Raw genomic sequence first — 24,761 nt, 5'->3', positions numbered from 1 at the left:
GATGGCACAATCCTTGCCGAAGCCATGCGCCCCATCGCACCGGCTGTGGGCCGCGCCATGCTGACCGATCTGATCGGGGATTGGCTGGGGGGGACGGTGCCAACACCGGTGCTTGCCTGCGGCCTGTGCGGTGGAACGGATGGCGCCCCCTATCTGTCGGTTCCGGTCAAACTGGCCGCGCTCTGCCCGCAACCGGCCCCAATCCAAAGCGACTGTCGTCTGGCGCTTGCGCTTGTGCCGGGTCTGTCACAGACACAGCCGCCCGATCTGACGGCGGGTGAAGAAACCCGGGTTGCCGGGCTTTTGGCGCGCTTGCCGGGTTTTGACGGGGTCGTCTGCCTGCCTGGCGCACAGACCAGATGGCTGCAGATCAGCGCCGAGGAAATCATCAGCTTTCAGACCTGCATGACGGGTGAGATCTTTGGTCTGTTGGCCGGGCAGGCAAGCTTGCGCCCTGTGGTCGATGGCACGGCCCTTGACACCGCCGCCTTTGATGCCGCGCTGGCCGACAGCTTGACCGACCCGAGGCGCTTGGCGCAGCGGTTGTTTGCGATCCGCGCTGATGCCGTGTTGAACGGCACCGTGAACCCTGTGTCGCGCGCCCGTCTGTCGGGGGCCCTGATCGGGGCCGAGCTTGCCGCCACGCGCCCCTATTGGCTGGGGCAGGATGTGGTGGTGGCGGGCACCCCTGTCTTGACCGAACTTTATGCGCGCGCCCTTTCCCAGCAAGGGGTAAGAGCGCGGGTGATCGATGGAACCCGCTTGGCCCTTGCCGGGCTTGCCCGTATCCGGACCACCCAGATCAAGGCTGGAGGAAAACCCTGAATGAACCATGGCCGCAAGCTTATTGCCATCTTGCGCGGCATGACCCCAGACGAGGCGCGACCCATCGGTCGTGCCTTGTTCGCGGCGGGCATCGTGCGGATTGAGGTGCCGCTGAACACACCCGGCGCGCTGGACAGCATCGCCATAATGGCCCGCGATCTGGGCGATGCGGCGTTGATCGGCGCGGGAACTGTCCTTGCCGTGGATCAGGTGCGCGCCGTGGCCGGGGCGGGCGGTCGGCTGATCGTATCGCCCAATTTCGACCCCGACGTGGTGGCTGAAACCCGCCGCCGCGCGTTGGTCAGTGTGCCCGGTGTCTTGACGCCCAGCGAATGCTTTGCCGCGCTCAAGGCAGGGGCGGATGGGCTCAAGATTTTCCCGGCCTTTCAGATGGGCCCCGAAGGGGTCAGGATTTTGCGCCCGGTGCTGCCGCGCGATGCACAGCTTTACATGGTGGGCGGCATTGCGCCCGCGCAGTTTGCCGATTGGCTTGCCGCCGGGGCCGATGGGTTTGGCCTTGGGGGTGCGCTCTATCGGCCGGGTCTGTCGGCCACCGATGTTGCGCGCAACGCCGCACAGGTCGTGGCCGTCTGGGATGACGCCACCAGGGGCATGGCGGTCTAGCCCATCGTGGCGGGCGCAAAAGCCGTGCCTTGGGGTCAGCGCATCAGCCGATCCATCCTTGTGGCGACCCGTGCCAGATGCCGCGCGCGGCTCGCGGTGGTCGAACGATCCATCTGGTAGTGGGCTGCAAAGACATGCCGGCACCGCCGCGCGCACAGCGACCGCAACCCGCGCAGCAGCGTGCGCTGTCCCGGCGCGCCGATCATCTGTGTCAGCCACCAGCTTGCGCCACAGGTGGTAAAAACGCCAAGCCGCCCGATCTGTGTCAGGCCGGGACGGATGGCGCCGCCCCCGACCGTGGGAAGTGTAAAGGCCACGCCGGGCAACAGAACCCGGTCCATCCATCCCTTGAGCATCGCGGGCAGCCCATACCACCATGTCGGATAGACAAGGATCAGCGTATCGCACCACAAAAGATCGGCCACATGGTCGGCCACCCGGGCCCGATTGCCGGGCACATCGCCATAATCCGCATGCGCATCGGCCCCCAGCACGGGGTCAAAGCCTTCGGCGTAGAGATCGCGCAACCGCAGCTCGGCCCCGATGGCACGAAGCCGGTCCAGAACGGTGTCGCGAACGGCGGCTGTCATGCTGTCTTGTCGTGGATGGCAATAGATCACCAATGCCCGCCGGTGGTTGGGGGCGATCGTGGCGTGACCTGCGGTCTGGTTTTGTCGTGTCATCATCCATCCAGACGCGGGGTGCGGTTTTTGCAGTTGACGGGGCGGAGCGCTTGTCATACCTCCAGCCCGCTTGTGGCGGAGTAGCTCAGTTGGTTAGAGCAGCGGAATCATAATCCGCGTGTCGGGGGTTCGAGTCCCTCCTCCGCTACCAGATTTCCCAATAAAATATACATCATGTGGTTTTGGTTGGCCCAATTTCTGCCCTCCAGAAGTTTATCATGGTATTCTGGCTGCTCTGGGGTGCGCTTTTGGGCAGATTCGCTGCGGTGGACGCAGTGTTAAGATGGGTGTCACATCCCGTGAGGTCGTATGGCTGTTTCCTGAACAGTTCGGTCCTGAGTTTGTGCCGGTCCGTCATCGCCTGCAACGGCGTCCTTGCCGTCAATGCTGGCTGCAAAAGCTGCTCATTGTAGAGCGTGACATAGCTTGGGATGGTCTGCTCAAGGTCCTCGCTGGCCTGGAACCGATGGCTTTGCAGGACATCCTCGATCCGGCCATTGAACTTGACCATGCCGCTTGTCTGTTGCCCACGCCATGACGACGCAGGCAGCGATCAAGGCCCGACCGCGAAACATGTGGGTCAAGAACTCGCGCAACACATCCAACAGCAAAGGTGGGGTCGTTTGCAGTGCGACAGCAACGGCCTGAACCTTGCGCAAGACCGATCTTGCCGCGAAAAGCGCAAATCGACGAGGGTCTGTGTGATCCTACGGTTCGCCCACTCCGGCGATCTTGCTGGGTGGCATGGTGATCTGGGGGCTGGTTCCCGGTCCGCGTCTGTTTGTCGAGGAAATCGAATTCATCCGGGGTCTGCTCGGGTCATTCTATCTGTTGAAACAGGCGGCCTTGCTGATCAACCCGACGATCATTCCGGTCTTTGTCCGGATGCTGCGCATGCCCTGTACCACCCTTGCACGGACACGCGCCCGCTGTCGTTGTCACCGGGCGATCCGTCGATCTTTTTCACCCGTCCGGTCGCGGGTCCGATCACGATCGTGGCGCTGGTCTTGATCGCTTTGCCGGCGATCAAGCTGATACGGCGCCCGCGCCCATGCCCAAGCTGACAAGGCGTGGTGAAGAGATCGACCCGGGCCGATCCGGCGCGGGTCGATCAAGTCTGGCTGTGATGTGTCACGCGCCGTGTCATTGCAGCCGGTTCAAAAGGTTTCCAGCTCCAGCACCGCGTTGCAATATTCGCCATCATAGGTGCCGACCCAAATATCGATCAAGCCATCGGCCGGATCGGTCAGAACGATCAGGGGATCGAGATTGCCGTTGGCATCGTCATCATAATACCAAGTGGCCGTCGCGGTGTTGATCAACAGGGCGGCATCGCATTCGCTGGTGACGCGGATATGCAGTTCATAGGATTTCATACCCGAGATATCGAACCGGAAATCTGGTCGATCCGTGAAATAGCCCGATCCGACATCCGTGGCAGGTTGAATATGGCCACATTTCGTCAGCTCAAAGCTCCCGCCCGCAATCACGCTATAGGATTTTGGCTGATAGAAGAACTCACCCGTGCCGCTGTGCTGTTCGTTCGCCTTCAGGTCCCAATCCGGGCAGGCTTGCGCTGCGCCACCCAAAAGCAGAGCGGTCATAAAGAATGCAGCGTGCAAGCCGCTTTTGACGAAGTTATCCCAGTTCATCTTGTCCCCCGTTTACGCCGCCGCCCGGTTGGGTGGCCCATGATCCCTGCTGTCAGCCACCGACCGCAAGCGGTCGGCGGGTTGTGTCGCCCTCATCTGCGATCACGGTCATCAACAGGCCGCCCATCGCAGGCTGCGCGGCCATCCGCCCTTTGCTTGGGCGTGACCGAAGCGCGTATCTTGATGGCTTGCCGCAGGCTATGATCACGAGTGTCGATTTGCAAAGGCCGTTTTTCAATCGCAAACACGTGCCATGAACTTTTGAGAACAAATATCATCAAAAGATATATCCTCTGGGCCGCCAGCCAAAGAGCGCCCGGTGGGCTATCTGGCGATCAGCGCCAATCCAGCCCCAGCCAGCCCCGCGATCACCACGACCACCCAAGGGGGGGTCTTCCACAGCATCAAGGCCACAAGACAGGCCAATGCCAGTGCCAATGCCCGGAGATCCGTAATCGCGCCCGAAAACACAGGCGCATAAAGTGCCGCGCCAAGAACGCCCACCACCGCGGCATTCGCGCCGCGCATCACCGCCTGTGCCGCGGGCAAGGCGCGCAGTCGATACCAATGCGGCAAGACCGCGATCAGGATCAGAAAGCCCGGCGCAAACACGGCCAGCAATGCCACCCCCGCGCCAAGCACGCCATGGGGTGTCGGGGTCTGAACCGCACCAAGATAGGCGGCGAACGTGAACAAGGGCCCCGGAACGGCCTGTGCCGCGCCATAGCCTGCCAGAAAGGCATCGGGTGTCACCCAGCCACGCGCCACGGTTTCTGCTTCCAGCAGCGGCAGCACGACATGCCCGCCGCCAAAGACCAAGGCACCGGCACGGAAAAACGCATCGATCATCGCGACCATCGGTGCCAGATGCGCCAGCACAGGCAACGCCAGCAAAAGCGCCCCAAAGGCCATGAGCGCCACGCGCGCCTGACGATGGGTGACCGGCATGTTCGGCGCAGAACCCGTGGCGGTCCCAGCCATGGGCCGAAGCAGCACGGCCCCGGCGGCCGCGCCCAAGCCGATGGCCCCCAGCATGCCCCAAACCCCGGGCACAAAAGCCAGCCACGCAACCGACCCCACCGCAATCGCGGCGCGCGTGCGGTCCGGGCACAGGCTTTGGGCCATGCCCCAGACCGCCTGCGCCACAATGGCCACCGCCACGATCTTGAGACCTTGTACCACCCCAAGGGCAATCGGGCCTGTCAACATCGGCAGCGCAAGGGCAAATGCAATCAAGATCAGCGCGGAGGGCAGCGTAAAGGCCAGAAAGGCCGCCAGCCCCCCCCGCCAGCCGCCCCGCATCAGCCCCAGCGCAAACCCCACCTGACTGGACGCGGGGCCCGGCAGAAACTGGCACAACGCGACCAGATCAGCGTAATCGGCATCGCTGAGCCAGCCCCGGCGTGCCACGAATTCCGTGCGGAAATAGCCCAGATGCGCGATGGGGCCGCCAAAGGATGTCAGCCCCAGCTTCAAGAAGGCGCCGAACACCTCGGCTGCGTGGGCCTTGCGGGTGGGGTCGCTGGCGGGCTGTTGGTCCATGTCGGTGATCCTGTCGCTCTGAATGGTACGAGGCTGTTTGGCGCCCCTTCGCATCAGTTTTGTAACGCAGGCCAGCGCGGCACAACAATGCGCGCGGGTTTTGCGGGTGCCTGACCCTGGATCGATCCGGGTTGTGACATCCTGGCCCCCGTCACCGGCGCCCTGTGCGTGATGCCTTGTCGCTCGGCCGGGCGTTGGGCAAGCCCACCTGTCTTGACCCAAGCCCCGCACACAGGCACGACAGCATGGACAAAGCCAAGGGATCACGATCACCCATGCAGACCGATCACGCCACCACTCACGACGCGCTCGAAGACCCGCGCAACCGCGACATCTTGATCTATGTGAACGGTGCATTGCTGCCCCGCGATGAGGCAAAGGTCTCGGTCTATGACAGCGGCTTTCTGCTGGGTGACGGCATGTGGGAAGGCATGCGCCTTTACGATGGTGTCTGGGCCTTTTTCGAAGACCACATGGACCGCTTTTTCGACAGCTGCAAAGCCGTGAGCCTTGAGGTGGGCATGGACCGCGATGGCATCATGGCGGCGATGGAGCGCACGCGCAAAGCCAACGGGATGCAAACCGATGTGCATTGCCGCCTCATGCTGACGCGTGGCGTCAAGGTGCGGCCGTTCCAGCACCCGTCCCTGTCGCGGTCGGGCCCCACGCTGGTGATCATCATGGAACATTCGCGGCCCGTGGACCGCCTGCAGGGCGCAGGCATCCGGCTGGCCACCGTCCCCCAAGTGCGCGGCCTGCCGATGAGTCAGGATGCGAAATACAATTCCCATTCCAAACTCAATTGCGTGCTGGCCTGTCTTCAAGCGGAACAGGCCGGCGCGGATGAGGCCTTGATGCTGGACCCGCATGGCTTTGTGAACACGACCAATGCGTGCAATTTCTTTATCGTGCGCCGGGGCGAGGTTTGGACCTCGACGGGGGATTACTGCATGAACGGGGTGACACGCGCCAAGGTGATCGACCTGTGCCGGGCCGGCGGGATCCCGGTTTTCGAAAAGAATTTTTCGCTCTACGAGGTGCATGGGGCCGAAGAGGCGTTTCTGACCGGCACCTTCGGGGCGCAAACGCCGGTGGCCTCGATCGACGGCAAGCCGGTGGGCTGCGGGTCACGCCCCGTGACGGCGCGCATCCAGACGCTCTACAAGCAGGCGGTGGCTGACTATGTAGCGTCGCGGGGGTAGCGTTTTCCTTGCGGAAAACGCGCGGGAAAACGCAAGTTTTCCCGGTGGGAAATCCAGGGATTTCCCGCGCGCAAAACCCGGGTTTTGCGCCCCCTTCAACCCATCCGTTCGATTTCGACCAGCGCGGAATGCGCGCTGGTGCCTTGGCCAAGGCGCGAGGTGCCCACATCGCGGGTCAAGACATTGGGATTGCCATTGGTATCCATGTTCCCCCCCGGCGCGCTGAGCCATGCCCCGGTGGGAAGCGCCACGACCCCATGCACGATATCGTCGCTGACCCGCGCCCGCGCCTGCACCGCGCCACGGGCGTTGAAAACACGCACCAGATCCCCTGTGGCGATGCCGCGTGCGGCGGCGTCCGTTTCATGTATAAGAATGGTTTCGGGCCGCGTGCCTTCCAGATCCGCCAGCGCCGCCTCCAGTTGCGAATGCAACTTGTCGCCCGGCTGTGGCGAGACAAGATGGAGCGGTGCCGCAGCTGTCGCCGCGCCTTGCCATTCGACCGGCGGCAGCCAGACCGGATGGCCGGGGCAGTCATCGTAGCCAAAGCTGTCGATCGTCTTTGAAAAGATCTCGATCCGGCCTGATGGTGTCTTGAGTGGCGCACCCTCCGGGTCGGCGCGGAACCGGCGCAACACGGGCTTGGGTTGTTCATCGGTCGCCAGATCCAGCTTGACCCAATTCATCGTGCGCAGGTCGTCCAGATCTGGCACCGCCACACCCGCCGCCACGCCGCGCGCGTGCAGCCCATCGTAGAGATGGGCGATCCATTGGCCCGCATCGCGCCCTTCGGTAAAGGCCGCACCCACGCCCAGTCGTTCGGCCAGACCGGTGAAGATCGCGTAATCATCGCGCGCCTGACCCACCGGGGCGATCAGCTGCGGCATGTGAAACAGGTACTCGTCAAGCGGGCTGCGCCCGATATCTTCGCGCTCATAGGGCGTGGTGGCGGGAAAGACGATGTCGGCGCGCTGGGCGGTCGCGGTCCACCATGGCTCGTTCACGATGATGGTTTCGGGCCGTGTCCATGCCTGATGCAGGCGGTTGAGATCCTGATGATGGTGGAACGGGTTGCCGCCTGCCCAATAGACCAGCCGGATGTCGGGATAGGTCCGGCGGTCGCCGTTGAAATCGTAAGGCGCACCGGGGTTGAGCAGCATGTCGGCCACGCGGGCCACCGGGATCACATCGGTCACGGGGTTCGTGCCTTGCGGCAGGGTCATGCCGCCGATGGGTTTGAAATCCTTGCCGATGCCGCCGATGGCGCCATAGCCATAGCCGACCCCGCCACCCGGCAGGCCGATCTGGCCCAGCATCGCGGCCAGAACCGCCGACATCCAGTAGGGCTGTTCGCCATGTTCGGCGCGTTGCAGCGACCATGCCAGCGTGATCAGCGTGCGGGTTGCCGCCATGCGGCGGGCCAGTTGGCGGATCGTGTCGGCTGCCACGCCCGTCAAGGGCGCCGCCCATTCCGGGGTCTTGGGTGTGCCATCGCCTTGCCCCATCAGATAGGGGCGGAAGCGGTCATACCCCACGGTGTAGCGATCCAGAAACGTGTGATCGGCCAGCCCTTCGGTCTCCAGCACATGGGCCAGCGCCAGCATCAATGCGGTATCCGATCCGGGGCGACAGGGCAGCCAGTCACAGCCGTGGGGGGCATCGCCGCGTTGCGGGCCGATGGTGATGCGCGTCATCCCCTTGGCGGCGAAGCGGTCGAACCATCCGGCGGTCTGGTGTTCGGTGATACCGCCCATGGAAACCATGGAATTCTTGGGGTTGATGCCGCCGAACATGACCAGCGTTTCGGTGTGCTGCGCGATGGTGGCGTAGCTGTCTTGCACCTCGTAGGTCAGCGTCAGGAAATTCTCGCCGAACACATGCGGCATGATCGATTGCGCGCAGCCCGTGGAATAGCTGCCAAAACTTGCCACATAGCCGCCGATACAGTTGAGAAAGCGATGCACCTGCCCTTGCGCGTGGTGGAACCGCCCTGCCGAGGCCCAGCCGTAAGAGCCGCCATAGATGGACCCGTTGCCATGGGTCTTGCGGATGCGGTCGATTTCCCCGGCCGCGATATCGAGCGCCTCATCCCAGGGCGGCATCACGTAATCGCCATCGCCCCGCCCGGTCCGGTCGCGGCTGGCAAGCCAGGCCCGCCGGATCGCGGGCCGCGCCACCCGGCTGGCGTGATGCACCGCGGCAGGCAAGATCGCCGGGATCGCTGGCGGGGCCGGATCGGGCGCAAAGGGATAGGTCGCGATGATCCGCGTGCCGTCGGTTTCAACCTCGAATGCGCCCCAATGGCTTGAGGTGACGCGCCTGTGCCGGGTGTTGTCATCCATGATCCTGCCCTCTGCTTGCTCGTGCCATCCTAGCGTGTGGCCGGTGGCGGGGGAATGGGGGGCCTTGCACAGCCGGGCCGGGGGCGGCATCACTGGCGCCAGAAGCGGGAGGCCAGCATGACCATCAAGGTGGCGATCAACGGGTTCGGACGCATCGGGCGGTCGGTCTTGCGGGCTTGGCTCAAGGGCGGCTGGCCCGAGATCGAGATCGTGGCGCTGAATGACATCGCGCCGCTGGGAACCTGTGCCTATCTGTTCCAATACGACAGTGTCTTTGGCCCATGGCCCGAGCCGGTGACGGCGGGCGATGGCGTCTTGCGCGTGGGGTCGCGTGTCTTTCCCTTTACCCAGGTGGCCGATCTTGCCCGCCTCGATCTGTCGGGCATCGATGTGGTGATGGAATGCACCGGGCTTGCGCGCAAGCGCAGCTTTGCCGAAGCGGGCATTGCGGCGGGGGCGGGGCGGGTGCTGGTGTCGGGACCGTCACCGCAAGCGGATATGACCATCGTTCTGGGCGCCAATGACGCGGTGCTGACAGCGGCGCACCGGATCGTGTCAAACGCATCTTGCACCACCAATGCGGTGGCACCACTGGCGGCGCTGATCGATGCGCAATGGGGGCTGGAAAGCGCGCTGTTGACCACGGTGCATTGCTACACCGGCAGCCAGCCCACGGTGGATCAACCCATGGGCGAGGATTTCGCGCGTTCGCGCGCCGCAGCGCTCAGCATGGTGCCCACAACGACAAGTGCCGCCACATTGGTCGATCTGGTTCTGCCGCATCTGGCGGGGCGCATCACCGGATCGGCCGTTCGCGTGCCGGTGGCGTCGGTGTCTTGCGTTGATCTGGCCGTGATCACGCGCGACAGGCCCAGCGCCGCGCAAGCACAGGATTTCTTTCGCGATCATGCAGGCCCGATCATCGGCTTTACCGACCAGACGCTGGTGTCAAGCGATCTGCGGGCGCGACCGGAATCGGTGATCTTGCAGGGGCCGGAAATCAAACGCGCCAAGGGCGGCATGCTGCGTGTCTTTGGCTGGTATGACAATGAATGGGGCTTTTCGTGCCGTATGCTCGATCTGGCCCGCAAGATGGGAGCGATGCGATGAGCGATTGGCAAAAATGGCAGCGTCAGGCGAATTATGTGGGCGGCGCGTGGATTGCGGCCGATACGGGCCAGACGATCGACGTGACCAACCCCGCGACGGGTGAGGTCATCGGCACCGTGCCAGGCAGTGGTGCGGCCGAAACACATCGCGCCATCGATGCCGCCGCTGCCGCCTTTCCCGCCTTTGCGGCGATGGATCTGATGACCCGTGTGGGTCTTTTGTGGAAGCTGCACGACGCCTTGATGGACAATCAGGCGGCGCTGGCGGAATTGCTGACCATCGAGATGGGCAAGCCGCTGGCCGAAGCCCGGGGCGAGATCGCCATCGGCGCGCAATATGTGCGCTGGTTTGCCGAAGAAGCCCGCCGTGCCAAGGGCGAAATCGTGCCTGCGGGCGTCAAGGGCCGCCGCATTCTTGTGACCAAACATCCCGTCGGTGTGGTGGGGATGATCACGCCCTGGAATTTCCCGTCCTCGATGCTGGCGCGCAAGGTGGCGCCGGCCTTGGCGGTGGGCTGTCCCATCGTGGCCAAGCCCGCCACGGCCACGCCCTACAGCGGTCTGGCATGGGCGGCGCTGGCCCATGAGGTCGGGTATGCCCCCGGCGTGGTCAACATCGTCACGGGATCCGCCCGCGCCATTGCGGGCGCGATGATGGCGCGGCCCGAGGTGCGCAAGGTCACCTTTACCGGCTCGACCGAAGTGGGCAAGGAATTGATCCGCCAGTCGGCGGATACGGTCAAGAAGGTCTCGATGGAATTGGGCGGCAACGCGCCCTTCATCGTCTTTGACGATGCCGATCTGGATGCCGCCGCCGAAGGGGCGATTGTCTCGAAATACCGCAATTCCGGCCAGACCTGTGTCTGCGCCAACCGCATCTATGTGCAGGCAGGCGTGCATGACGCCTTTGTGGCCAGGCTGGTGGAAAAGACCCGCGCGCTGAAAGTGGGCGACGGCCGCGAGGCGGGGGTGGCACAAGGCCCGCTGATCGATGCGGCCGCTGTCGCCAAGGTCGAGGAATTTCTCGATGATGCCAAGGCCAAGGGTGCCAGCGTGGTCTTGGGCGGATCGCGCCACCAGCTTGGCGGCACGTTCTTCCAGCCGACCGTGTTGACCGGGGCGACACAGGACATGGCCTTTGCGCAAGAGGAAATCTTTGGCCCGCTGGCGCCCGTGTTCCGCTTCGACACCGAGGATGACGCCGTGGCCATGGCCAATGACACGGTGTTCGGTCTGGCATCCTATGTCTATACCCGCGATCTGGGCCGCGCCTTTCGGCTCAACGAGCGGCTGCAATACGGCATGATCGGCATCAATTCCGGGCTGATCACCACCGTCGAGGCGCCGTTTGGCGGGGTCAAGGAAAGCGGGCTTGGCAAGGAAGGCGGCAGTCAGGGGCTCGAGGATTATCTCGATACCAAATATGTCTGCATCGACGGCATCTGATCTGAGATAAGCCGCGGCCTTCGTCCTTGAAGGGCGGTCCGGGCTTGACCCTTGGGTCAGGGCCCATAGACCAGATCGTCCGCGACCAATCGCAGGCGCTGGCGCGCGATGGCCGTGCCAGTCGCGTCGCGCGCGGTGCGTGTCAGCACCAACAGCGCGGTGTGCCGGTCACAGGCGAGGGCCACCGATTGGCTCATCGTGGTGACGGCGGCGGTCACATGGTCGTCGATCCGGGCAAAAGCCAGCCCGGCATCTTGCAGCAGGCGGGCCAGATCGGGGTTGGCATCTTCGTCAAGCGCGGGGATCACCGCCTCGGGGATCGCCACATCCTCAAGTGCGACGCGCACGCCATTGCGGCGCAACAGACGCTCCAGACTGGCAAGGCGCGGCGTGCCAAAAAGGGCCAATTCGGTGCTGTCGGCGCTGCGGGTGGTGCTGTGGGTGCGGTAGACCTCGAATACCGGCGCCAGACCCGAGGCATCATGCAGCCCCGCGCCGGGCAGGGCGGCCGTGGAGGGGGCTGGCGTTGCGGCGCAGACCTCGGTGCCGCGGCCCGGTTTGCGGTGCAAAAGACCCATGTTTTCCAATGTGATCAGGGCCCGGCGCATGGTGCCCTGACTGACGCCGAAGGCATCGGCCAGCTCGAATTCATTGGGCAGCCTGAGCCCCACGGACCATTCGCCCGATGTGATGCGGCGGATCATTTCCGTCTCGGCGGTCTTGTAGAGCGGTACTCGCGCCATGGTTGTCACCCTCCTTTTGGGCGAGATGTGCCCGCCATCGTCTTGCCCGTCAATTCAGATGCTCGATCAGGCGGCTGTGGCGGTCGAAGGCCTTGATCACTGCCCCAAGATTGGGCAGCTCTGCCGCTTCCAGCATCGGGATCATCTTGCGAAACGCCTCGGCTGTGGCGATGGCGTCACCGATGGCGGTGTGGCGGGCCGCGTCAGGGATGCGGATGTGCAGCCGCGCGCACAGCGCATCAAGCGTATGTTCGGCCGATTGGCCATACAGGATGGCCGAACACAGCACCGTGTCGAGAATCGGTTGGTCGAAGCGCGCGCCGATCGCGGCTTCGCGGCGGCGCAGAAAGCTCATGTCGAAGGGCGCGTTATGGGCGACCAGCACCGCGCCCGCGGCAAAGGCGTGAAACCGCGCCAAGGCTTCGGTGACAGGGGGCGCACCCGCCACCATGTCGTTGGTGATGTGATGCACGGCGCTGGCCGCGGCGGGGATGTGGCGCCCGGGATTCACGAGCATGTCAAAGCGTTCGCTGTGCAAGATCTTGCCGTTCACAAGGCGCAGGGCCGCGATCTGGCACATCTCGTCTTGTGCGGGATTAAGGCCCGTCGTTTCGGTGTCAAAGATCACATAACTCAGGGATTTGAGCGGTGCGGCGGCAAGATTTTCGGGGATTGCGGCGTTCAAAAGCTCGAAATCATACATCACCACGCGGCTGGGCCCGACCGGGCGCGGTTCGGCCAGGGGCAGCGACAGGCGCAGCGCATGGCGGCCCGGCCCGGCGGGTTCGGTGGTGACATGCGTGCCATGGCTGAGCAGCACATCCGCCCCGCTGAACCCCGACACGCCGGGCGACAGCGGCGTGGCCAGCCATTGATCGAGCCGGTCGGCGGCGGGCGCGTCGCCTTGCGCCTCAAGGCTCAGGATTGCCGCATCGGAGGTTTGCGACGCCAGTGTCAGGCGCAGGCTGGTGGCCCCGATCTCGGCCCAGCACAGGGCAAGGCGTTCCAGCATGCGGGTGATGGCGAACCCGTCACAGCGCAAGCGGGTCTGGTCCAGATCGGGGGTCAGCACCACGCCCTTGCGGTCCAGCCGCGCGCCCAAGGCAGCGCCCAGATCGCTGGCCCCCAGCGCCTCCATCGGCCACCATTGGGTGTCGGTGGCGCTTTTGCGCGCTGCCGTTTCCTGTGTGAGCGCGGCAAGCGCGGTCTTTGCATCGCCTTCGGGCAGATCACCAAGCAGGCTGGTCACCCCGGCCACAAGCCGGTTGAGCAGATGCGCACGTTCGGCGTGAACCCTGAGACCGGCGGTCACATCGCGCAGCGTCAGCACATAGCCGGGGTCTTCGGTTTCCTGCCCCTCAAGCCGCAAGAGCCGCAGGCGCGCCTCAAGCAGGCGTGCGCCCTCGCGGGTGGTGACCAGAATATCGCTGCCCTCATCGGTCGCCCGTTCCACAAGCCGGCCATAGGCTTGCCGGATCGGCCCCATCTTGAGCAGCCCCGCCACCGGCCGCCCCAGCCCCAGCGCCTCGGCGTTGCCCAGGATTTCGCGGCACTGGCTGTTGTAAAGCGCGATGCCGTGGGTGGGTGTGCAAAACAGCACCCCATCCGGAATTTCCGCCAAAAGCGCCTCGAGCCGGGTTTTTTCGGAACGCAGACGCGCGGTTTCGCGGCCCACGGCCATGGCCATCGCGTTGCGGGTTGCGGTCAGATTGGCGGCCACTGCATCGGCGGCGGGCGCCAGATCGCCCAGATAGCGGCCAATCGCAGGATCGATGCCTTGATCGACATCGGAATGGGCCCGCGCGCGCAGATCAGCGGACAGCCGTTCGACCGGGCGGGCGACATGTTCGTCGAACAAGACCCAGATCCACGTCGTCAGCCCGCCGATGGCAAAGACCGCGACCAGCCCCGCGATCACAAAGGCGCTGAGCGCATGGGCTTCGCCCAGCCGGATATAGCCGATGATCAGCCCGGCGATGACCAAGCTTGATCCGCCAAGCGCAAGCAGGGCAAAAAACAAGAAAATGCGCAGACGCAGGGACAATCGGGTCAGCATGGGTCGGGGCCCTCCTTGTTGCCCCTGTCCTTTGGCCTCGGGCGGTCCGCGCGGCGCCCGGTGGGCTTCAGTTGGCTGCGGTCTCCCCTCCGCAGACAGCGCGCAGGATCGGGTCATCGGTCTGATCCTCGCGCCAGATGGCCTCCAGCGGGTGGCCGGTTTCAGTGAACACCATGCTGGCGGTCAGATCGGTCCAGCGGTTGTTGGCACAATCGACCAAAGCGGGGCGCACCATCTGAGGCTGCCAGCGTTCCTGCAGGCGCAATTGCACCGCCAACAGGCCCGAGCCCTCGGCGGTTTCCACCGTTTCGGCCGGTGAATAGCCGATGAAGCCCCGCACCCATGGCTGCACAAAGGTCCAGGGCTGATACCAGCTTTGCTGTTCACGGGTCGAAATGATGACCAGATCGGCGGGCATGGTCGTGCGCACGCCGTTGTACCAGCCATATTCCTGACCAATCGTGGCAAGGATCATGCACAGGCCAACAGAAACGGGCACGACCCCCTGGGGCAACCGCTTGCGCGACAGATGCCGCAGCGCAAGGCCGATGCCCGCGCCGGCAAAGCCCGCGATGATGACGGTAACGAGGGTCCAGAACATGCTTTTCCACACCTTTCAGCTGAGATAGCCGCGGCCCGAGCTTGCGGCATTCTGCATGGTCTTGACCACCACGAAAGCGTCGCGCAGGTGGCTGCGCTCGAAATCGCTCAGATCGGCGGGTGCCATGAAGTTGTCGGGTTTTTCCCCGTGACGGATTTGTGCGGCCTGATGGATCAGGCGGGTTTCGGCGATCATGTCATAGGCATCCAGCAGATCGCGCCCGCCCGAGCCCGATACCGCGCCCACCTCGATGGCGGCGGTGATCCGGGCGCGGGTGTTGGCCATGCGCAATTGGCCGGTCAGCGCATAGATGCGCCCCAGATCGACCACCGGGACCACGCCATTATGCTTGAGATCGATGGTGTTCTTGTGTTCGCCCGACCGCACCGTGGCGAAGCCGCGAAACAGCCCCAGCGGCGGCTGATGCTTGAGCGAGTTTGACATCATATGCGCCACGAAGATCGAATTCTTGGCGGCCGCGGCCAGCGTTTCTTCCTGAAGATGGGCAAAAAGCGCCTCATGGCCGCCGATCGGGCGCAGGTCGAACATGACGCTGGCCAGCATTTGCGCTTCGGGGTTGGGGGTGGCGATCCAGCGGCGGAAATAGTCGCGCCAGACCCGCAGGGGTTGGCGCCACTTGACGTTGGTGGCCATCATGTCGCCGGGGCAATAGAAATAGCCGGCTTCATCCAGCCCATCGGACACGAATTTGGCCAGTGCTGCGAAATAGGTGTCATCGGCGGGCGTCACGGCATCGTCGAGCATCAGGCAATTGTCCTGATCGCTGATGCCGGTCTGTTCCTGTCGCCCCTGGCTGCCACAGGCCAGCCACAGATAGGGCACAGGCGGGGGGCCGAGCCGTGCCTCGGCCAATGCCAGCAGACGGCGGGTGGTGGCATCGCCGATATCGGTGATCAGCCGCGTCACGGTCTGATGGGGGTTTTGTGCGCTGACCAGTTGCACCAGAAGCTCGGGGATGCGCCGCACGATGCCCGCCAGCGTGGCGCTGTCGGGGGCCTTGGCGATCTCGCGGATCAGCGCGGCCGAGGATGTGGCCTGAAACCGGGTCAGGTCGGTTTGCGTCAGGATGCCCACCAGTCGCCCCGCTTCGACGACGGGCATATGGGTGATGCCGCGCTCGACCATGGCATGCAGCACATCGGCCACCAGCGCGGTTGGGGGCAGGCTGAGCGGATCGGGGGTCATCACCGCATGGACCGGGGTTTCGGGGGCGCGCCCTTCGGCCATGGCGCGCGATGTGATGTCACCCGTCGTCAGGATGCCGCGCACCTGGTCGCCATCGGCGGCGATGATGCACGATACGCCCCGGTCCCGCATCCGGCGCGCGGCCTCGATCAAGGGTGTGTCGGGGTGGCAGGTGAGCGGCGCGGGCGTCATCAGATCGGACAGCGCCATGGTGGTGATGTCCTGCCGACGCGCGGCCGCGGGCCTTGTGCGGTCGAAAAACCGCAAGACGCGCGGATGATCCTTGACCAGCCGGTGAAACACCACCGCCGGAATCGCCAGAAGCTGGCTGGCCTCGGTGGCGGTCGCGGTGACCGCGCCGCGCCCATCCTTCATCAAACCCCGCTCGCCAAAGGAATTGCGCGGCCCAAGGATCGACAGGATCTCGCCGTTCTGGTCGGTGATGTCGATGCGGCCCGACACGATCAGATAGAGATGGGTCAGCACCTCACCCTTGGCATACACAACCTGACCCGCCGCGATGTCGTAGACGTCGATCTCGGCTGCCAAGCCGGCGCGCAGATCCTCGGGCAAGATATCATAGGGATGGGTCGTGGCGAGGATGGTTCGGATGTCGGTGGTCATCGCAATGGCTCCCCCGGCGAAAAAGGCGCACCCCGATCTGCCGGGATGCGCCGCTGTGTTGAACAGGGCCCGCTTGGTCGCAGGCCCCGCCCTATGGTCAGACCATCACTTGGCCAGAGCCGCACCGGCACCGCGCGGAATACGGACCGATTCGACCAGATCCTGGATGTGTTTCGGCGGTGCCGCAGTGACGCTCGACACGGCATAGGCGACAGCAAAGTTGATTGCTGCACCGATCGGGCCGAAATGCGTCGGCGGGATGCCGAACAGGTGGTTGGCTGCGGTGTTGTCCAGCATGTTGGTGCCGGGGATGAAGAACACACCCAGATAGGCAAAGAGATAGGCGCAGGTCACGACGAGACCGGCGATCATCCCCCAGGTCGCCCCAGGCGCGTTCATGCGCTTGGAGAAGATACCCATCATCAGCGTCGGGAACAGGGTTGCCGCGGCAAGACCAAAGGCCAGTGCCACCACCTGTGCCGCAAAGCCGGGCGGGTTGATCCCGAGCCAGGTCGCCAGCGCGATGGCAAAGGCCATCGACACACGCGCCCAGAGCAGTTCAGCCTTTTCCGAGATGTTCGGGTTGAACACCGATTTCACGAGGTCGTGGCTGATGGCCGAGGAAATGGCCAGCAGCAGACCCGCTGCCGTCGACAAAGCGGCCGCAAGACCACCCGCCGCGATCAGAGCGATCACCCAGCCCGGAAGCTGTGCGATTTCCGGGTTCGCCAGAACGAGAATGTCCTGGTTGAAGCGGACCAGCTCGTTGCCGGCCCATCCACGGGCTGCAGCCATTTCCTGCATCGCGGGGCTGTTTTCGTTGTAGTACTGGATCAGACCGTCGCCGTTCTTGTCTTCGACGCCCAGAAGGCCGGTTGCCGACCAGGTCTGGAACCAGTTCGGCAGATCAGCCTGCGCGACGGGTTCGCCTTCGACGCCATTGGGCCACATGGTGGTCATGATGTTCAGACGGGCCATTGCGCCCACGGCGGGTGCCGTCAGGTACAAAAGCGCGATGAACACCAGTGCCCAGCCAGCCGACCAACGCGCGTCAGACACCTTGGGAACGGTGAAGAAGCGGATGATCACATGCGGCAGACCGGCGGTGCCGATCATCAGCGACAGCGTGAACAGCGCCATCAGCCACGGGGTGCGGCCGGCGGTGTACTGGTTGAAGCCAAGATCGGTCAAAAGACCGTTCAGCGTGACCAGAAGCGGCTCACCGGTCGAGGGCATGGTCGAGAACAGACCCAGACCCGGGATCGGGTTGCCGGTCAGTTGCAGCGAGATGAAGACCGCGGGGATCGTGTAGGCGACGATCAGCACGATGTATTGCGCCACCTGCGTATAGGTGATGCCCTTCATGCCGCCCAGAACGGCGTAGACGAACACCACGGTCGAGGCGATCAACAGGCCTTGGGTCGACGTCACTTCGAGAAAGCGCGAGAAGGCCACGCCTGCGCCGGTCATCTGACCGATCACATAGGTGATCGAGATCACCAGAAGACAGATCACCGCCACGACGCGTGCGCTTGTGGAATAATAGCGGTCCCCCACGAATTCCGGCACGGTGTATTTGCCGAACTTGCGCAGGTAGGGTGCCAAGAGCATCGCCATCAGCACGTAGCCGCCGGTCCAGCCCATCAGGAAGCTCGAGTTGTTGTAGCCCACGAAGGCGATCAGACCCGCCATCGAGATGAACGAGGCCGCCGACATCCAGTCAGCCGCAGTGGCCATGCCGTTGATGACCGGGTTCACACCCCGGCCAGCAGCATAGAATTCCGAAGTGGTGCCCGCGCGGGCCCAGATCGCGATGCCGATGTAAAGCGCGAAAGACGCGCCCACCACCAGCAGATTAAGGGTAAACTGATCCATGTTTCCGTCCGTCCCTCACTGCTCGTCGACGCCGTATTCCTTGTCGAGCTTGTTCATACGCCATGCGTAGAAGAAGATCAGAGCAAGAAACACGAGGATCGATCCCTGCTGGGCAAACCAGAAGCCCAGATCCGTGCCGCCCACCGCGATGCCAGACAGCATCGGGCGAAGCAGAATTGCGAAGCCATACGAACACAAAGCCCAGATCACCAGACAGATGGTGACAAGGCGGATGTTCGCTGACCAATACGCATTATTGTTTTCGGCCATTCCATACTCCCTTCGAGTTTCGCCGGTCGGGCCATTCTGACCCGGCCGGTCTTGTCCAACGCCATCCGCCTTTCGGATGGGACGGCGCCGAATTCTCTCATGACGTCGCGAGCTTGCTCACGATGGCGTCAAGCGCGCCCGCGATCTCACCGATGTCGCCCATGGCGGGCACTTCGGTCAGAACGGAGCGGGCGCGGTAATAATCGATCAGCGGTGCGGTTTGCGCGTGATAGGCGACCAGACGGGTGCTGACGGTCTCGGCGTTGTCATCGGCGCGCCGGGTCATCTTGTCGGACCCGCATTTGTCGCAGCGCCCCGCGATCTTGGGCTGCTTGAACTGGTCGTGATAGCCTTCGCCACAGCCGCCACAGGTGTAGCGGCCCGACACCCGCGCCACCATGGCGGCATCATCAACCGCAAGGCTGATGACGGCGTCGATCCTCTGGTCGCGCCGGGCCAGAAGATCATCCAGCGCCTGCGCCTGCACGGCGGTGCGTGGAAAGCCGTCAAGGATGGTGCCGGTCCCCACATCGGGCTGGTCCAGACGATCCTTGAGCACCGCCAGCACGATGGCATCCGATACCAATTCGCCCCGCGCCATCACCGCCTTGGCGGCCAGACCGGCCTGGGTGCCCGCAGCCACCGCGCCGCGCAACAGATCGCCCGTGGACAATTGCACAAGCCCGAAGCGGTCTTGCAGCATCCGCGCCTGCGTGCCCTTGCCCGCGCCCGGAGGCCCGAGCAGGATCAGGTTCACGGGGCGCGTCTTGATGGCGGTGGCGGTCATCGGTCCACTCATGCCTTTGTACGGTTGGCGATGAGGTCATCCACCACCGAGGGATCGGCCAGCGTCGAGGTGTCGCCAAGGCTTCCGAAATCATTCTCGGCGATCTTGCGCAGGATGCGCCGCATGATCTTGCCCGACCGCGTCTTGGGCAGACCCGGCGCCCATTGGATCACATCGGGCTTGGCGATCGGTCCGATCTCGTTTCTGACCCAATCGGCGAGGGTCTTTTTCAAGTCGTCCGTGGGCGTTTCATCGGCCATCAGGGTGACGTAGCAATAAATGCCCTGGCCCTTGATCGGATGCGGATAGCCCACCACGGCGGCCTCGGACACGGTTTCATGGGCGACCAGCGCGCTTTCGATCTCGGCCGTGCCCATGCGGTGACCCGACACGTTGATCACGTCATCGACGCGGCCGGTGATCCAGTAATCGCCGTCTTCGTCGCGACGGCAACCGTCGCCAGTGAAATAGTAGCCTTTGTAGTCGCTGAAATAGGTCTTGATGAAGCGATCATGGTCGCCCCAGACGGTGCGCATCTGTCCAGGCCAACTGTCGGCCAGCACCAGCACGCCCTCCACGCCATTGCCGTCGATGATCGCGCCGCTTGCGGCATCCAGCACCAAGGGCTTGACCCCGAAGAACGGTTTTTGCGCCGCGCCGGGTTTCAGCGCATGGGCCCCCGGCAAGGGTGTCATCATGTGGCCGCCGGTCTCGGTCTGCCACCAGGTGTCGACGATCGGGCAACGGCCCTTTCCGACATGCTCATTGTACCAGTTCCACGCTTCGGGATTGATCGGTTCGCCCACCGATCCCAAAAGCTTCAGGCTGGAAAGATCGTATTTGTTGACATAATCCGGCCCCTTGCCAATCAGCGCGCGGATGGCGGTGGGGGCGGTGTAGAACTGGTTGACCTTGTGCTTTTCGCACACCGCCCAGAACCGGCCGGCATCGGGATAGGTCGGCACGCCTTCGAACATCAGGGTTGTCGCGCCATTGGCCAGCGGCCCATAGACGATATAGCTGTGGCCCGTGACCCAGCCCACATCCGCCGTACACCAGAAGATGTCGCCATCCTTGTAATCAAAGGTGATCTCATGGGTCATCGCCGCATAGACCAGATAGCCGCCGGTGGTGTGGACAACGCCCTTGGGCTGGCCCGTCGAACCCGAGGTATAGAGGATGAACAGCGGATCCTCTGCGCTCATTTCCTCGGCCGGGCATTCGGGTGCGGCCGTGGCGGCCAGATCGTGATACCAGTGATCGCGCCCTTCGACCCAGGCCACCTGTTGCCCGGTGCGCTTGACCACAAGGCAATGCACGTCATCGGCGCAATGCAAAAGCGCCTTGTTGACGTTGTCCTTCAAATCCGTCACCCGGCCCCCGCGCGGCGCGCCATCCGAGGTGATCACCAGCTTGGCATCGCAGCCATTGATCCGCGCCGACAGCGCATCGGGTGAAAACCCGGCAAAGACGATGGAATGAATGGCACCGATCCGCGCACAGGCCAGCATCGCATAGGCGGCTTCGGGGATCATCGGCATGTAGATGATGACGCGGTCGCCCTTTTTGACGCCAAGACCCTTCAGCACATTGGCAAAGCGCCCGACATGGGCAGCCAGTTCGGTATAGGTGATATGCTGCGCCGGATCGGTCGGCTCATCGGGTTCAAACAAGATCGCGGTCTGATCGCCGCGTGTGGCCAGATGGCGGTCGATGCAATTGGCGGCCACGTTCAGCGTGCCGTCCTCATACCAGCGAATGTGCAGGTCATCGGCCGCGAATGACGTGTTCTTGACCTTGGTGTAGGGCTTCATCCAGTCGATGCGCTTGCCATGCTCGCCCCAGAAAGCCTCGGGGTCGGCGATTGATGCGGCATACATCGCATCATACTTGGCGGCATCGACATGCGCGCCGGGCAAAAGATCGGGACCGGATTTCGTGGATGTGGCCAAGGTGGTATCTCCCTCGAGGTTGGGCGCTGGCAAGCGCTGGATCAGATGCGCGACGGGCAGAACCGGTACGAACCTGTTCGCGGAACTCCAAAATCGAACAGAGGATGCGATACTCCTCCATTCCGGCGATCCCATGGATATGGGACCAAGCAAAACACGGTCAGCCTCCCCTAACCTGCGATCCATGTCCGGGCTGCGCGCATCGGTCAGGTCTGTGCGACCCTCCTCCGACCACCTGCGCGCGGACCCGGGGCCCGCAACATTCGTCGCGCACGTCTTGCGTGTGGAACGAAATATGGCGGGATCATGACAGCTTGGCAGAAATTTCAGAACATCTGTCTGTGGACGCTACGCTTTTATGTAAACTATTTTCTCAGTGCAGTGCAGCAATTGTAAATTAATTATCAATTTTCAGCCTGGAATTGTGCATCGCTTGGCCCCGGATGTGGCCGAAACTGATCGCCAAGCCATGGCATCCGTGCGCGCGCGGGTGCTGCGAAATGATCCTCGATCAATTCGCGTGCGCGCTCGGCGATGCGGTCGGGGATGGGCCCGGTCCAATCCCCGGTCGCATAAAGCACGATGCGCCGCGCCATCGCTGGCCCGGGCAGGGGGTGGGCATCGATGGCGCTTGCGAAACGGCCCGCGCGGATCAGGCTGAGCGGCGTTGTGATGGTCCAGCCGGTGCCGCCCGCCACCAGCGCGCTGATGGATTGGTTGGAATCCATCTGGAACCGATGCGGCAGGTGCAGCCCCGCGGTGGTGATGTAGCGATCGATCTGCTGCCCCATGACCTGATCGGGGTCGCGCCGCAAAAAGGTCAGCCCGCCAAGGGCGTTCAGCCCGCCCGACACATCCGTGCCCTTGGGTACGGCCAGAACATAGGGATCGTCGATCAGCGGATGGGTCAGCGTGCCCGATGGGTCGGGGCTGCCTGCGGCGCAAATGGCGATGTCCAATTCGCGCCGCGCGATCTGGGCATGCAGCGCATGGCTGGCGCCCGTGACAAGACGAAAGGCGCATTGCGTCATGGCCTCGGCCAGATCGGTGGCCAGATGCGGCGTCACCTCGTTCTCGAAATCCTCGATCACGCCCAGCGACAGCGCCGAAAGCTCGGACAGATCAAGCATGCTCAACCCGCGCTGCCCCGCGCGCAGGGCCGACAGCGCCGCCTGGGCCCGCGGCAAGAACAACCGCCCTGCCGGCGTCAGAACCATGGGGCGGCGGGAATGGTCGATCAAGTCCACCCCAAGCGCCAGACTGAGATTGCGCAATTGTTGCGAAACAGCCGGTGCGCTCATGCCCAGGCGATCGGCGGTGGTGGCGACCGACCCGGTATGGGCAAGGGTCTCAAAGACCTCAAGACCCCGCAGCGTCAGACCCTTGAGCAAGAAATCACCCATCATGCGGTCACGATCTGTTCAAGCAACTCGGCCGAGCAGGCGATCGAGGCGGCGGTCGCGGGTGGGATGGCAATGTCCCAGATTTCGGCTGTGGCAAAGCTGTCGCCCGCCAATTCGGCATCAAGTCCCACCAACCACGCGACATGTCCGACCATCTCACCCAGTGGGCTGTCGGCGGGTTGTCCCAGACCGATATCGGGCAACAAAAGCCGCAGCGCCGCGCGCGGCGGATGATGCAGCGCCGCGGGCGCGGCCAGATCGGGATGCGCCAGCCGCCCCGGCCCCTCGGGGCCAAAGGCCAGCGCCGCAAGTCCGCGTTCGGCCAAAGCCGCGGTGGCGCGGATCATGCCACCCGGATCGCTGGCATGATCGAGCCGCAAAAGCGCGATCCCTTGCGTTCGGGTCAGTTCCGCAAACACCGTCATCGCCCCAGAAAGCGCGGCGGCGGCAAAGCCATGCCGCGCATCAAGCCGCACGAAGCCCGCGCGCGGTTGCGACATCTCGGCCTGTGCGGCCGCATCAAGGCGGCCATAGCGCATCAGGCGGATGTCGCGCAGCAAGGCCTCCATGCCATGCTGCCGTTCACCGGCCGCTTCGGCGGCGGCGATTTCGGCTGCAACGGCATTGGCAACGCGCCTGGGCGCATTGGCGCGGGTCAAACAATCGCGCGCAAACGCACGCAGATCGGCAAGGCTGAGGAACTCGGTCATGGCCACAGTTTTGCCCCCGCCCCTCCAGTCGTCAATGCCGCAGCATCATGCTTCCATGACAAGCTGGGGAAATCTTCGTGCCGTTCCCCGGATTGCGGCCGCCAGTCGCTCATAGGCGGGGCCCGCACCAGACGAGGATCGCCACACCAGCCCGATCGAGCGCGCAAATCTGCGGCCGCGGAACGGGCGCACCAGCACGTCGCGGGCGCGGCCCTGGATCTCGCTTTCGACATAAAGCGCCGGCAAAAACGTCAGGCCCATGTTCATCGCCACCATCTGACGCAGCGCATCAAGCGATGTGCCTTCGTATTCACGCGACATGTGGGCGCCCGTTTCGACACAGACCGCCGAAATCATGTCGTAAAGCGCATAGGCGGGCGACAGCGACAAGATGGTCTTGCCTGTCAGATCGTCATTGTCGAGCGTGTCGCGTTCGGTCAGCGGATGGCCGATCGGCAGCGCCACGGCCAGTGGTTCGCGAAACAGCCGCGCATGCGACAAGGTCGCCCCTGATACCGGCAATTGCGTCAGGATCAGATCATGTACCCCATCATGCAATTCGCGCAACAGATCGCGCGGCGTGGCTTCGCGGATATAGAGCCGCAGATCCGGATGGCTGGCGCGCAGATCGCCAACGACATGGGGCATCAGATATGGGCCAAGCGTGGCCGAAGTGCCCAGTCGGATGGTGCCGCCCAGCCCCGATTTCAGCGTCACCGACAGATCGAGAATGCCTTGCGAGGCATCAAGGATTTCGCGCGCCCGCCGTGCGACCTCGCGCCCGGCCAGTGTCAATCGCACGGGGCCGCGACCCCGTTCGACCAAGATCAGACCCAAGGTGTCTTCCAGCGTCTTGATCTGAACCGACAGCGAAGGCTGTGAAATACCACAGCTTTCCGCCGCTTCGCGGAAGTGTTGTGTTTCCTCCAGCGCGATGAGGTAGCGCATCTGGCGGAGCGTGATGGGCGGAACGGACATGACCATGCAACCGTTCATAGGTTTTTCCAATCGAAAAGCAACGAGCTTCTCTCTTTTTCCTATGCATACTCCGTTCTAATTGTTGATCACCAAGAAATTGGTGAAATGGAACGTGGGCACGCGCGAACCGT

Annotated in this window: 22 protein-coding genes and 1 tRNA gene; 8 read left to right on the top strand and 15 right to left on the bottom strand. The window is 63.8% G+C overall.

The window, feature by feature from the left end; genetic code table 11:
• Both Q0094_RS07040 and Q0094_RS07035 read left to right on the top strand, forming a co-directional pair.
• The coding region (locus Q0094_RS07040) for a 2-dehydro-3-deoxygalactonokinase (protein WP_297616915.1) at window positions 1–825 on the top strand (825 nt) is incomplete at its 5' end.
• On the top strand, window positions 826–1,449 hold the full coding sequence (locus Q0094_RS07035) for a 2-dehydro-3-deoxy-6-phosphogalactonate aldolase (RefSeq protein WP_297616912.1): 624 nt from the start codon (window positions 826–828) through the stop codon (window positions 1,447–1,449). It begins immediately after the preceding gene.
• Window positions 1,450–1,484: 35 nt separating this feature from the next.
• Here Q0094_RS07035 and Q0094_RS07030 read toward each other — a convergent pair whose 3' ends face one another.
• Entirely contained in the window at window positions 1,485–2,135 is a 651-nt protein-coding gene (locus Q0094_RS07030; protein ID WP_297616909.1) for an NAD(P)H-dependent oxidoreductase, read from the bottom strand.
• Window positions 2,136–2,206: 71 nt separating this feature from the next.
• Here Q0094_RS07030 and Q0094_RS07025 point away from each other — a divergent pair.
• From Q0094_RS07025 to Q0094_RS07015, 3 genes are all read left to right on the top strand, one after another.
• Window positions 2,207–2,283 (top strand) — tRNA-Met (locus tag Q0094_RS07025).
• Window positions 2,284–2,415: 132 nt separating this feature from the next.
• Window positions 2,416–2,670, top strand: a complete 255-nt coding sequence (locus tag Q0094_RS07020) for a hypothetical protein (RefSeq protein WP_297616906.1) — start codon at window positions 2,416–2,418, stop codon at window positions 2,668–2,670.
• A 206-nt stretch (window positions 2,671–2,876) separates the two neighbouring features.
• Window positions 2,877–3,143 carry a tripartite tricarboxylate transporter permease gene (locus Q0094_RS07015; RefSeq protein WP_297616922.1) on the top strand — a complete coding sequence of 89 codons (267 nt, stop codon included), beginning with the start codon at window positions 2,877–2,879 and terminating at the stop codon, window positions 3,141–3,143.
• 146 nt (window positions 3,144–3,289) lie between these two features.
• Here Q0094_RS07015 and Q0094_RS07010 read toward each other — a convergent pair whose 3' ends face one another.
• A complete protein-coding gene (locus Q0094_RS07010; RefSeq protein WP_297616904.1) occupies window positions 3,290–3,736 on the bottom strand; it encodes a hypothetical protein in 447 nt (148 codons plus the stop codon).
• 372 nt (window positions 3,737–4,108) lie between these two features.
• The gene (chrA, locus tag Q0094_RS07005) at window positions 4,109–5,326 is read right to left on the bottom strand and encodes a chromate efflux transporter (protein WP_297616901.1); all 1,218 of its coding nucleotides are present in this window, start codon (window positions 5,324–5,326) and stop codon (window positions 4,109–4,111) included.
• A gap of 275 nt (window positions 5,327–5,601) precedes the next feature.
• Between chrA and Q0094_RS07000 the strand changes: the two genes are divergently transcribed.
• Window positions 5,602–6,528, top strand: coding sequence for an aminotransferase class IV (locus Q0094_RS07000; RefSeq protein ID WP_297616919.1), 927 nt, complete (start codon window positions 5,602–5,604; stop codon window positions 6,526–6,528).
• Window positions 6,529–6,623: 95 nt separating this feature from the next.
• On the opposite strand, the gene Q0094_RS06995 is transcribed toward Q0094_RS07000, so the two are convergent.
• Window positions 6,624–8,870 carry a molybdopterin-dependent oxidoreductase gene (locus Q0094_RS06995; RefSeq protein WP_297616898.1) on the bottom strand — a complete coding sequence of 749 codons (2,247 nt, stop codon included), beginning with the start codon at window positions 8,868–8,870 and terminating at the stop codon, window positions 6,624–6,626.
• Window positions 8,871–8,987: 117 nt separating this feature from the next.
• Between Q0094_RS06995 and Q0094_RS06990 the strand changes: the two genes are divergently transcribed.
• Both Q0094_RS06990 and Q0094_RS06985 read left to right on the top strand, forming a co-directional pair.
• Window positions 8,988–9,980 (top strand): glyceraldehyde 3-phosphate dehydrogenase NAD-binding domain-containing protein, encoded by a 993-nt coding sequence (locus tag Q0094_RS06990; protein WP_297616895.1) that lies wholly within the window; start codon window positions 8,988–8,990, stop codon window positions 9,978–9,980.
• Entirely contained in the window at window positions 9,977–11,425 is a 1,449-nt protein-coding gene (locus tag Q0094_RS06985; protein ID WP_297616892.1) for an NAD-dependent succinate-semialdehyde dehydrogenase, read from the top strand. Before Q0094_RS06990 ends, Q0094_RS06985 begins: the two co-directional genes overlap by 4 nt.
• Before the next feature lie 56 nt (window positions 11,426–11,481).
• On the opposite strand, the gene Q0094_RS06980 is transcribed toward Q0094_RS06985, so the two are convergent.
• The 11 genes from Q0094_RS06980 to Q0094_RS06930 all read right to left on the bottom strand — a co-directional run bounded on the left by Q0094_RS06980 (window position 11,482) and on the right by Q0094_RS06930 (window position 24,630).
• Entirely contained in the window at window positions 11,482–12,168 is a 687-nt protein-coding gene (locus Q0094_RS06980; RefSeq protein ID WP_297616889.1) for a GntR family transcriptional regulator, read from the bottom strand.
• A 49-nt stretch (window positions 12,169–12,217) separates the two neighbouring features.
• Window positions 12,218–14,224 (bottom strand): exonuclease domain-containing protein, encoded by a 2,007-nt coding sequence (locus Q0094_RS06975; protein WP_297616885.1) that lies wholly within the window; start codon window positions 14,222–14,224, stop codon window positions 12,218–12,220.
• Between the two features lie 67 nt (window positions 14,225–14,291).
• Complete coding sequence (locus tag Q0094_RS06970) at window positions 14,292–14,825, bottom strand: hypothetical protein (RefSeq protein WP_297616883.1); 534 nt, start codon at window positions 14,823–14,825, stop codon at window positions 14,292–14,294.
• 15 nt (window positions 14,826–14,840) lie between these two features.
• Window positions 14,841–16,655: a DUF294 nucleotidyltransferase-like domain-containing protein gene (locus Q0094_RS06965; protein ID WP_297616880.1), complete on the bottom strand. Its 1,815-nt coding sequence runs from the start codon at window positions 16,653–16,655 to the stop codon at window positions 14,841–14,843.
• 105 nt (window positions 16,656–16,760) lie between these two features.
• On the bottom strand, window positions 16,761–18,530 hold the full coding sequence (locus Q0094_RS06960) for a sodium:solute symporter family protein (RefSeq protein ID WP_297616877.1): 1,770 nt from the start codon (window positions 18,528–18,530) through the stop codon (window positions 16,761–16,763).
• Between the two features lie 15 nt (window positions 18,531–18,545).
• Window positions 18,546–18,800 (bottom strand): DUF4212 domain-containing protein, encoded by a 255-nt coding sequence (locus tag Q0094_RS06955; RefSeq protein ID WP_297616875.1) that lies wholly within the window; start codon window positions 18,798–18,800, stop codon window positions 18,546–18,548.
• Window positions 18,801–18,897: 97 nt separating this feature from the next.
• Window positions 18,898–19,587 (bottom strand): adenylate kinase, encoded by a 690-nt coding sequence (locus tag Q0094_RS06950; protein ID WP_297616872.1) that lies wholly within the window; start codon window positions 19,585–19,587, stop codon window positions 18,898–18,900.
• A gap of 8 nt (window positions 19,588–19,595) precedes the next feature.
• Window positions 19,596–21,539, bottom strand: a complete 1,944-nt coding sequence (acs, locus tag Q0094_RS06945; RefSeq protein ID WP_297616869.1) for an acetate--CoA ligase — start codon at window positions 21,537–21,539, stop codon at window positions 19,596–19,598.
• A gap of 404 nt (window positions 21,540–21,943) precedes the next feature.
• The gene (locus Q0094_RS06940) at window positions 21,944–22,942 is read right to left on the bottom strand and encodes a LysR family transcriptional regulator (protein ID WP_297616865.1); all 999 of its coding nucleotides are present in this window, start codon (window positions 22,940–22,942) and stop codon (window positions 21,944–21,946) included.
• A complete protein-coding gene (locus Q0094_RS06935) occupies window positions 22,942–23,652 on the bottom strand; it encodes an Ldh family oxidoreductase (RefSeq protein ID WP_297616862.1) in 711 nt (236 codons plus the stop codon). Before Q0094_RS06935 ends, Q0094_RS06940 begins: the two co-directional genes overlap by 1 nt.
• 45 nt (window positions 23,653–23,697) lie before the next feature.
• Entirely contained in the window at window positions 23,698–24,630 is a 933-nt protein-coding gene (locus Q0094_RS06930; RefSeq protein ID WP_297616858.1) for a hydrogen peroxide-inducible genes activator, read from the bottom strand.
• Window positions 24,631–24,761: the final 131 nt, after the last annotated feature.

The organism is uncultured Roseicyclus sp. (assembly GCF_937892565.1).
Lineage (GTDB): Bacteria > Pseudomonadota > Alphaproteobacteria > Rhodobacterales > Rhodobacteraceae > Roseicyclus.
This window is presented reverse-complemented; position numbering and strand designations above follow the sequence as displayed.

Bases quoted from the DNA above. Each gene is read 5' to 3' on its own strand.
- Q0094_RS07035 (WP_297616912.1), top strand. From the start codon at position 826: ATGAACCATGGCCGCAAGCTTATTGCCATCTTGCGCGGCATGACCCCA.
- Q0094_RS07030 (WP_297616909.1), bottom strand. From the start codon at position 2,135: ATGATGACACGACAAAACCAGACCGCAGGTCACGCCACGATCGCCCCC.
- Q0094_RS07020 (WP_297616906.1), top strand. From the start codon at position 2,416: ATGGGTGTCACATCCCGTGAGGTCGTATGGCTGTTTCCTGAACAGTTC.
- Q0094_RS07015 (WP_297616922.1), top strand. From the start codon at position 2,877: ATGGTGATCTGGGGGCTGGTTCCCGGTCCGCGTCTGTTTGTCGAGGAA.
- Q0094_RS07010 (WP_297616904.1), bottom strand. From the start codon at position 3,736: ATGACCGCTCTGCTTTTGGGTGGCGCAGCGCAAGCCTGCCCGGATTGG.
- chrA (WP_297616901.1), bottom strand. From the start codon at position 5,326: ATGGACCAACAGCCCGCCAGCGACCCCACCCGCAAGGCCCACGCAGCC.
- Q0094_RS07000 (WP_297616919.1), top strand. From the start codon at position 5,602: ATGCAGACCGATCACGCCACCACTCACGACGCGCTCGAAGACCCGCGC.
- Q0094_RS06995 (WP_297616898.1), bottom strand. From the start codon at position 8,870: ATGGATGACAACACCCGGCACAGGCGCGTCACCTCAAGCCATTGGGGC.
- Q0094_RS06990 (WP_297616895.1), top strand. From the start codon at position 8,988: ATGACCATCAAGGTGGCGATCAACGGGTTCGGACGCATCGGGCGGTCG.
- Q0094_RS06985 (WP_297616892.1), top strand. From the start codon at position 9,977: ATGAGCGATTGGCAAAAATGGCAGCGTCAGGCGAATTATGTGGGCGGC.
- Q0094_RS06980 (WP_297616889.1), bottom strand. From the start codon at position 12,168: ATGGCGCGAGTACCGCTCTACAAGACCGCCGAGACGGAAATGATCCGC.
- Q0094_RS06975 (WP_297616885.1), bottom strand. From the start codon at position 14,224: ATGCTGACCCGATTGTCCCTGCGTCTGCGCATTTTCTTGTTTTTTGCC.
- Q0094_RS06970 (WP_297616883.1), bottom strand. From the start codon at position 14,825: ATGTTCTGGACCCTCGTTACCGTCATCATCGCGGGCTTTGCCGGCGCG.
- Q0094_RS06965 (WP_297616880.1), bottom strand. From the start codon at position 16,655: ATGACCACCGACATCCGAACCATCCTCGCCACGACCCATCCCTATGAT.
- Q0094_RS06960 (WP_297616877.1), bottom strand. From the start codon at position 18,530: ATGGATCAGTTTACCCTTAATCTGCTGGTGGTGGGCGCGTCTTTCGCG.
- Q0094_RS06955 (WP_297616875.1), bottom strand. From the start codon at position 18,800: ATGGCCGAAAACAATAATGCGTATTGGTCAGCGAACATCCGCCTTGTC.
- Q0094_RS06950 (WP_297616872.1), bottom strand. From the start codon at position 19,587: ATGACCGCCACCGCCATCAAGACGCGCCCCGTGAACCTGATCCTGCTC.
- Q0094_RS06940 (WP_297616865.1), bottom strand. From the start codon at position 22,942: ATGGGTGATTTCTTGCTCAAGGGTCTGACGCTGCGGGGTCTTGAGGTC.
- Q0094_RS06935 (WP_297616862.1), bottom strand. From the start codon at position 23,652: ATGACCGAGTTCCTCAGCCTTGCCGATCTGCGTGCGTTTGCGCGCGAT.
- Q0094_RS06930 (WP_297616858.1), bottom strand. From the start codon at position 24,630: ATGTCCGTTCCGCCCATCACGCTCCGCCAGATGCGCTACCTCATCGCG.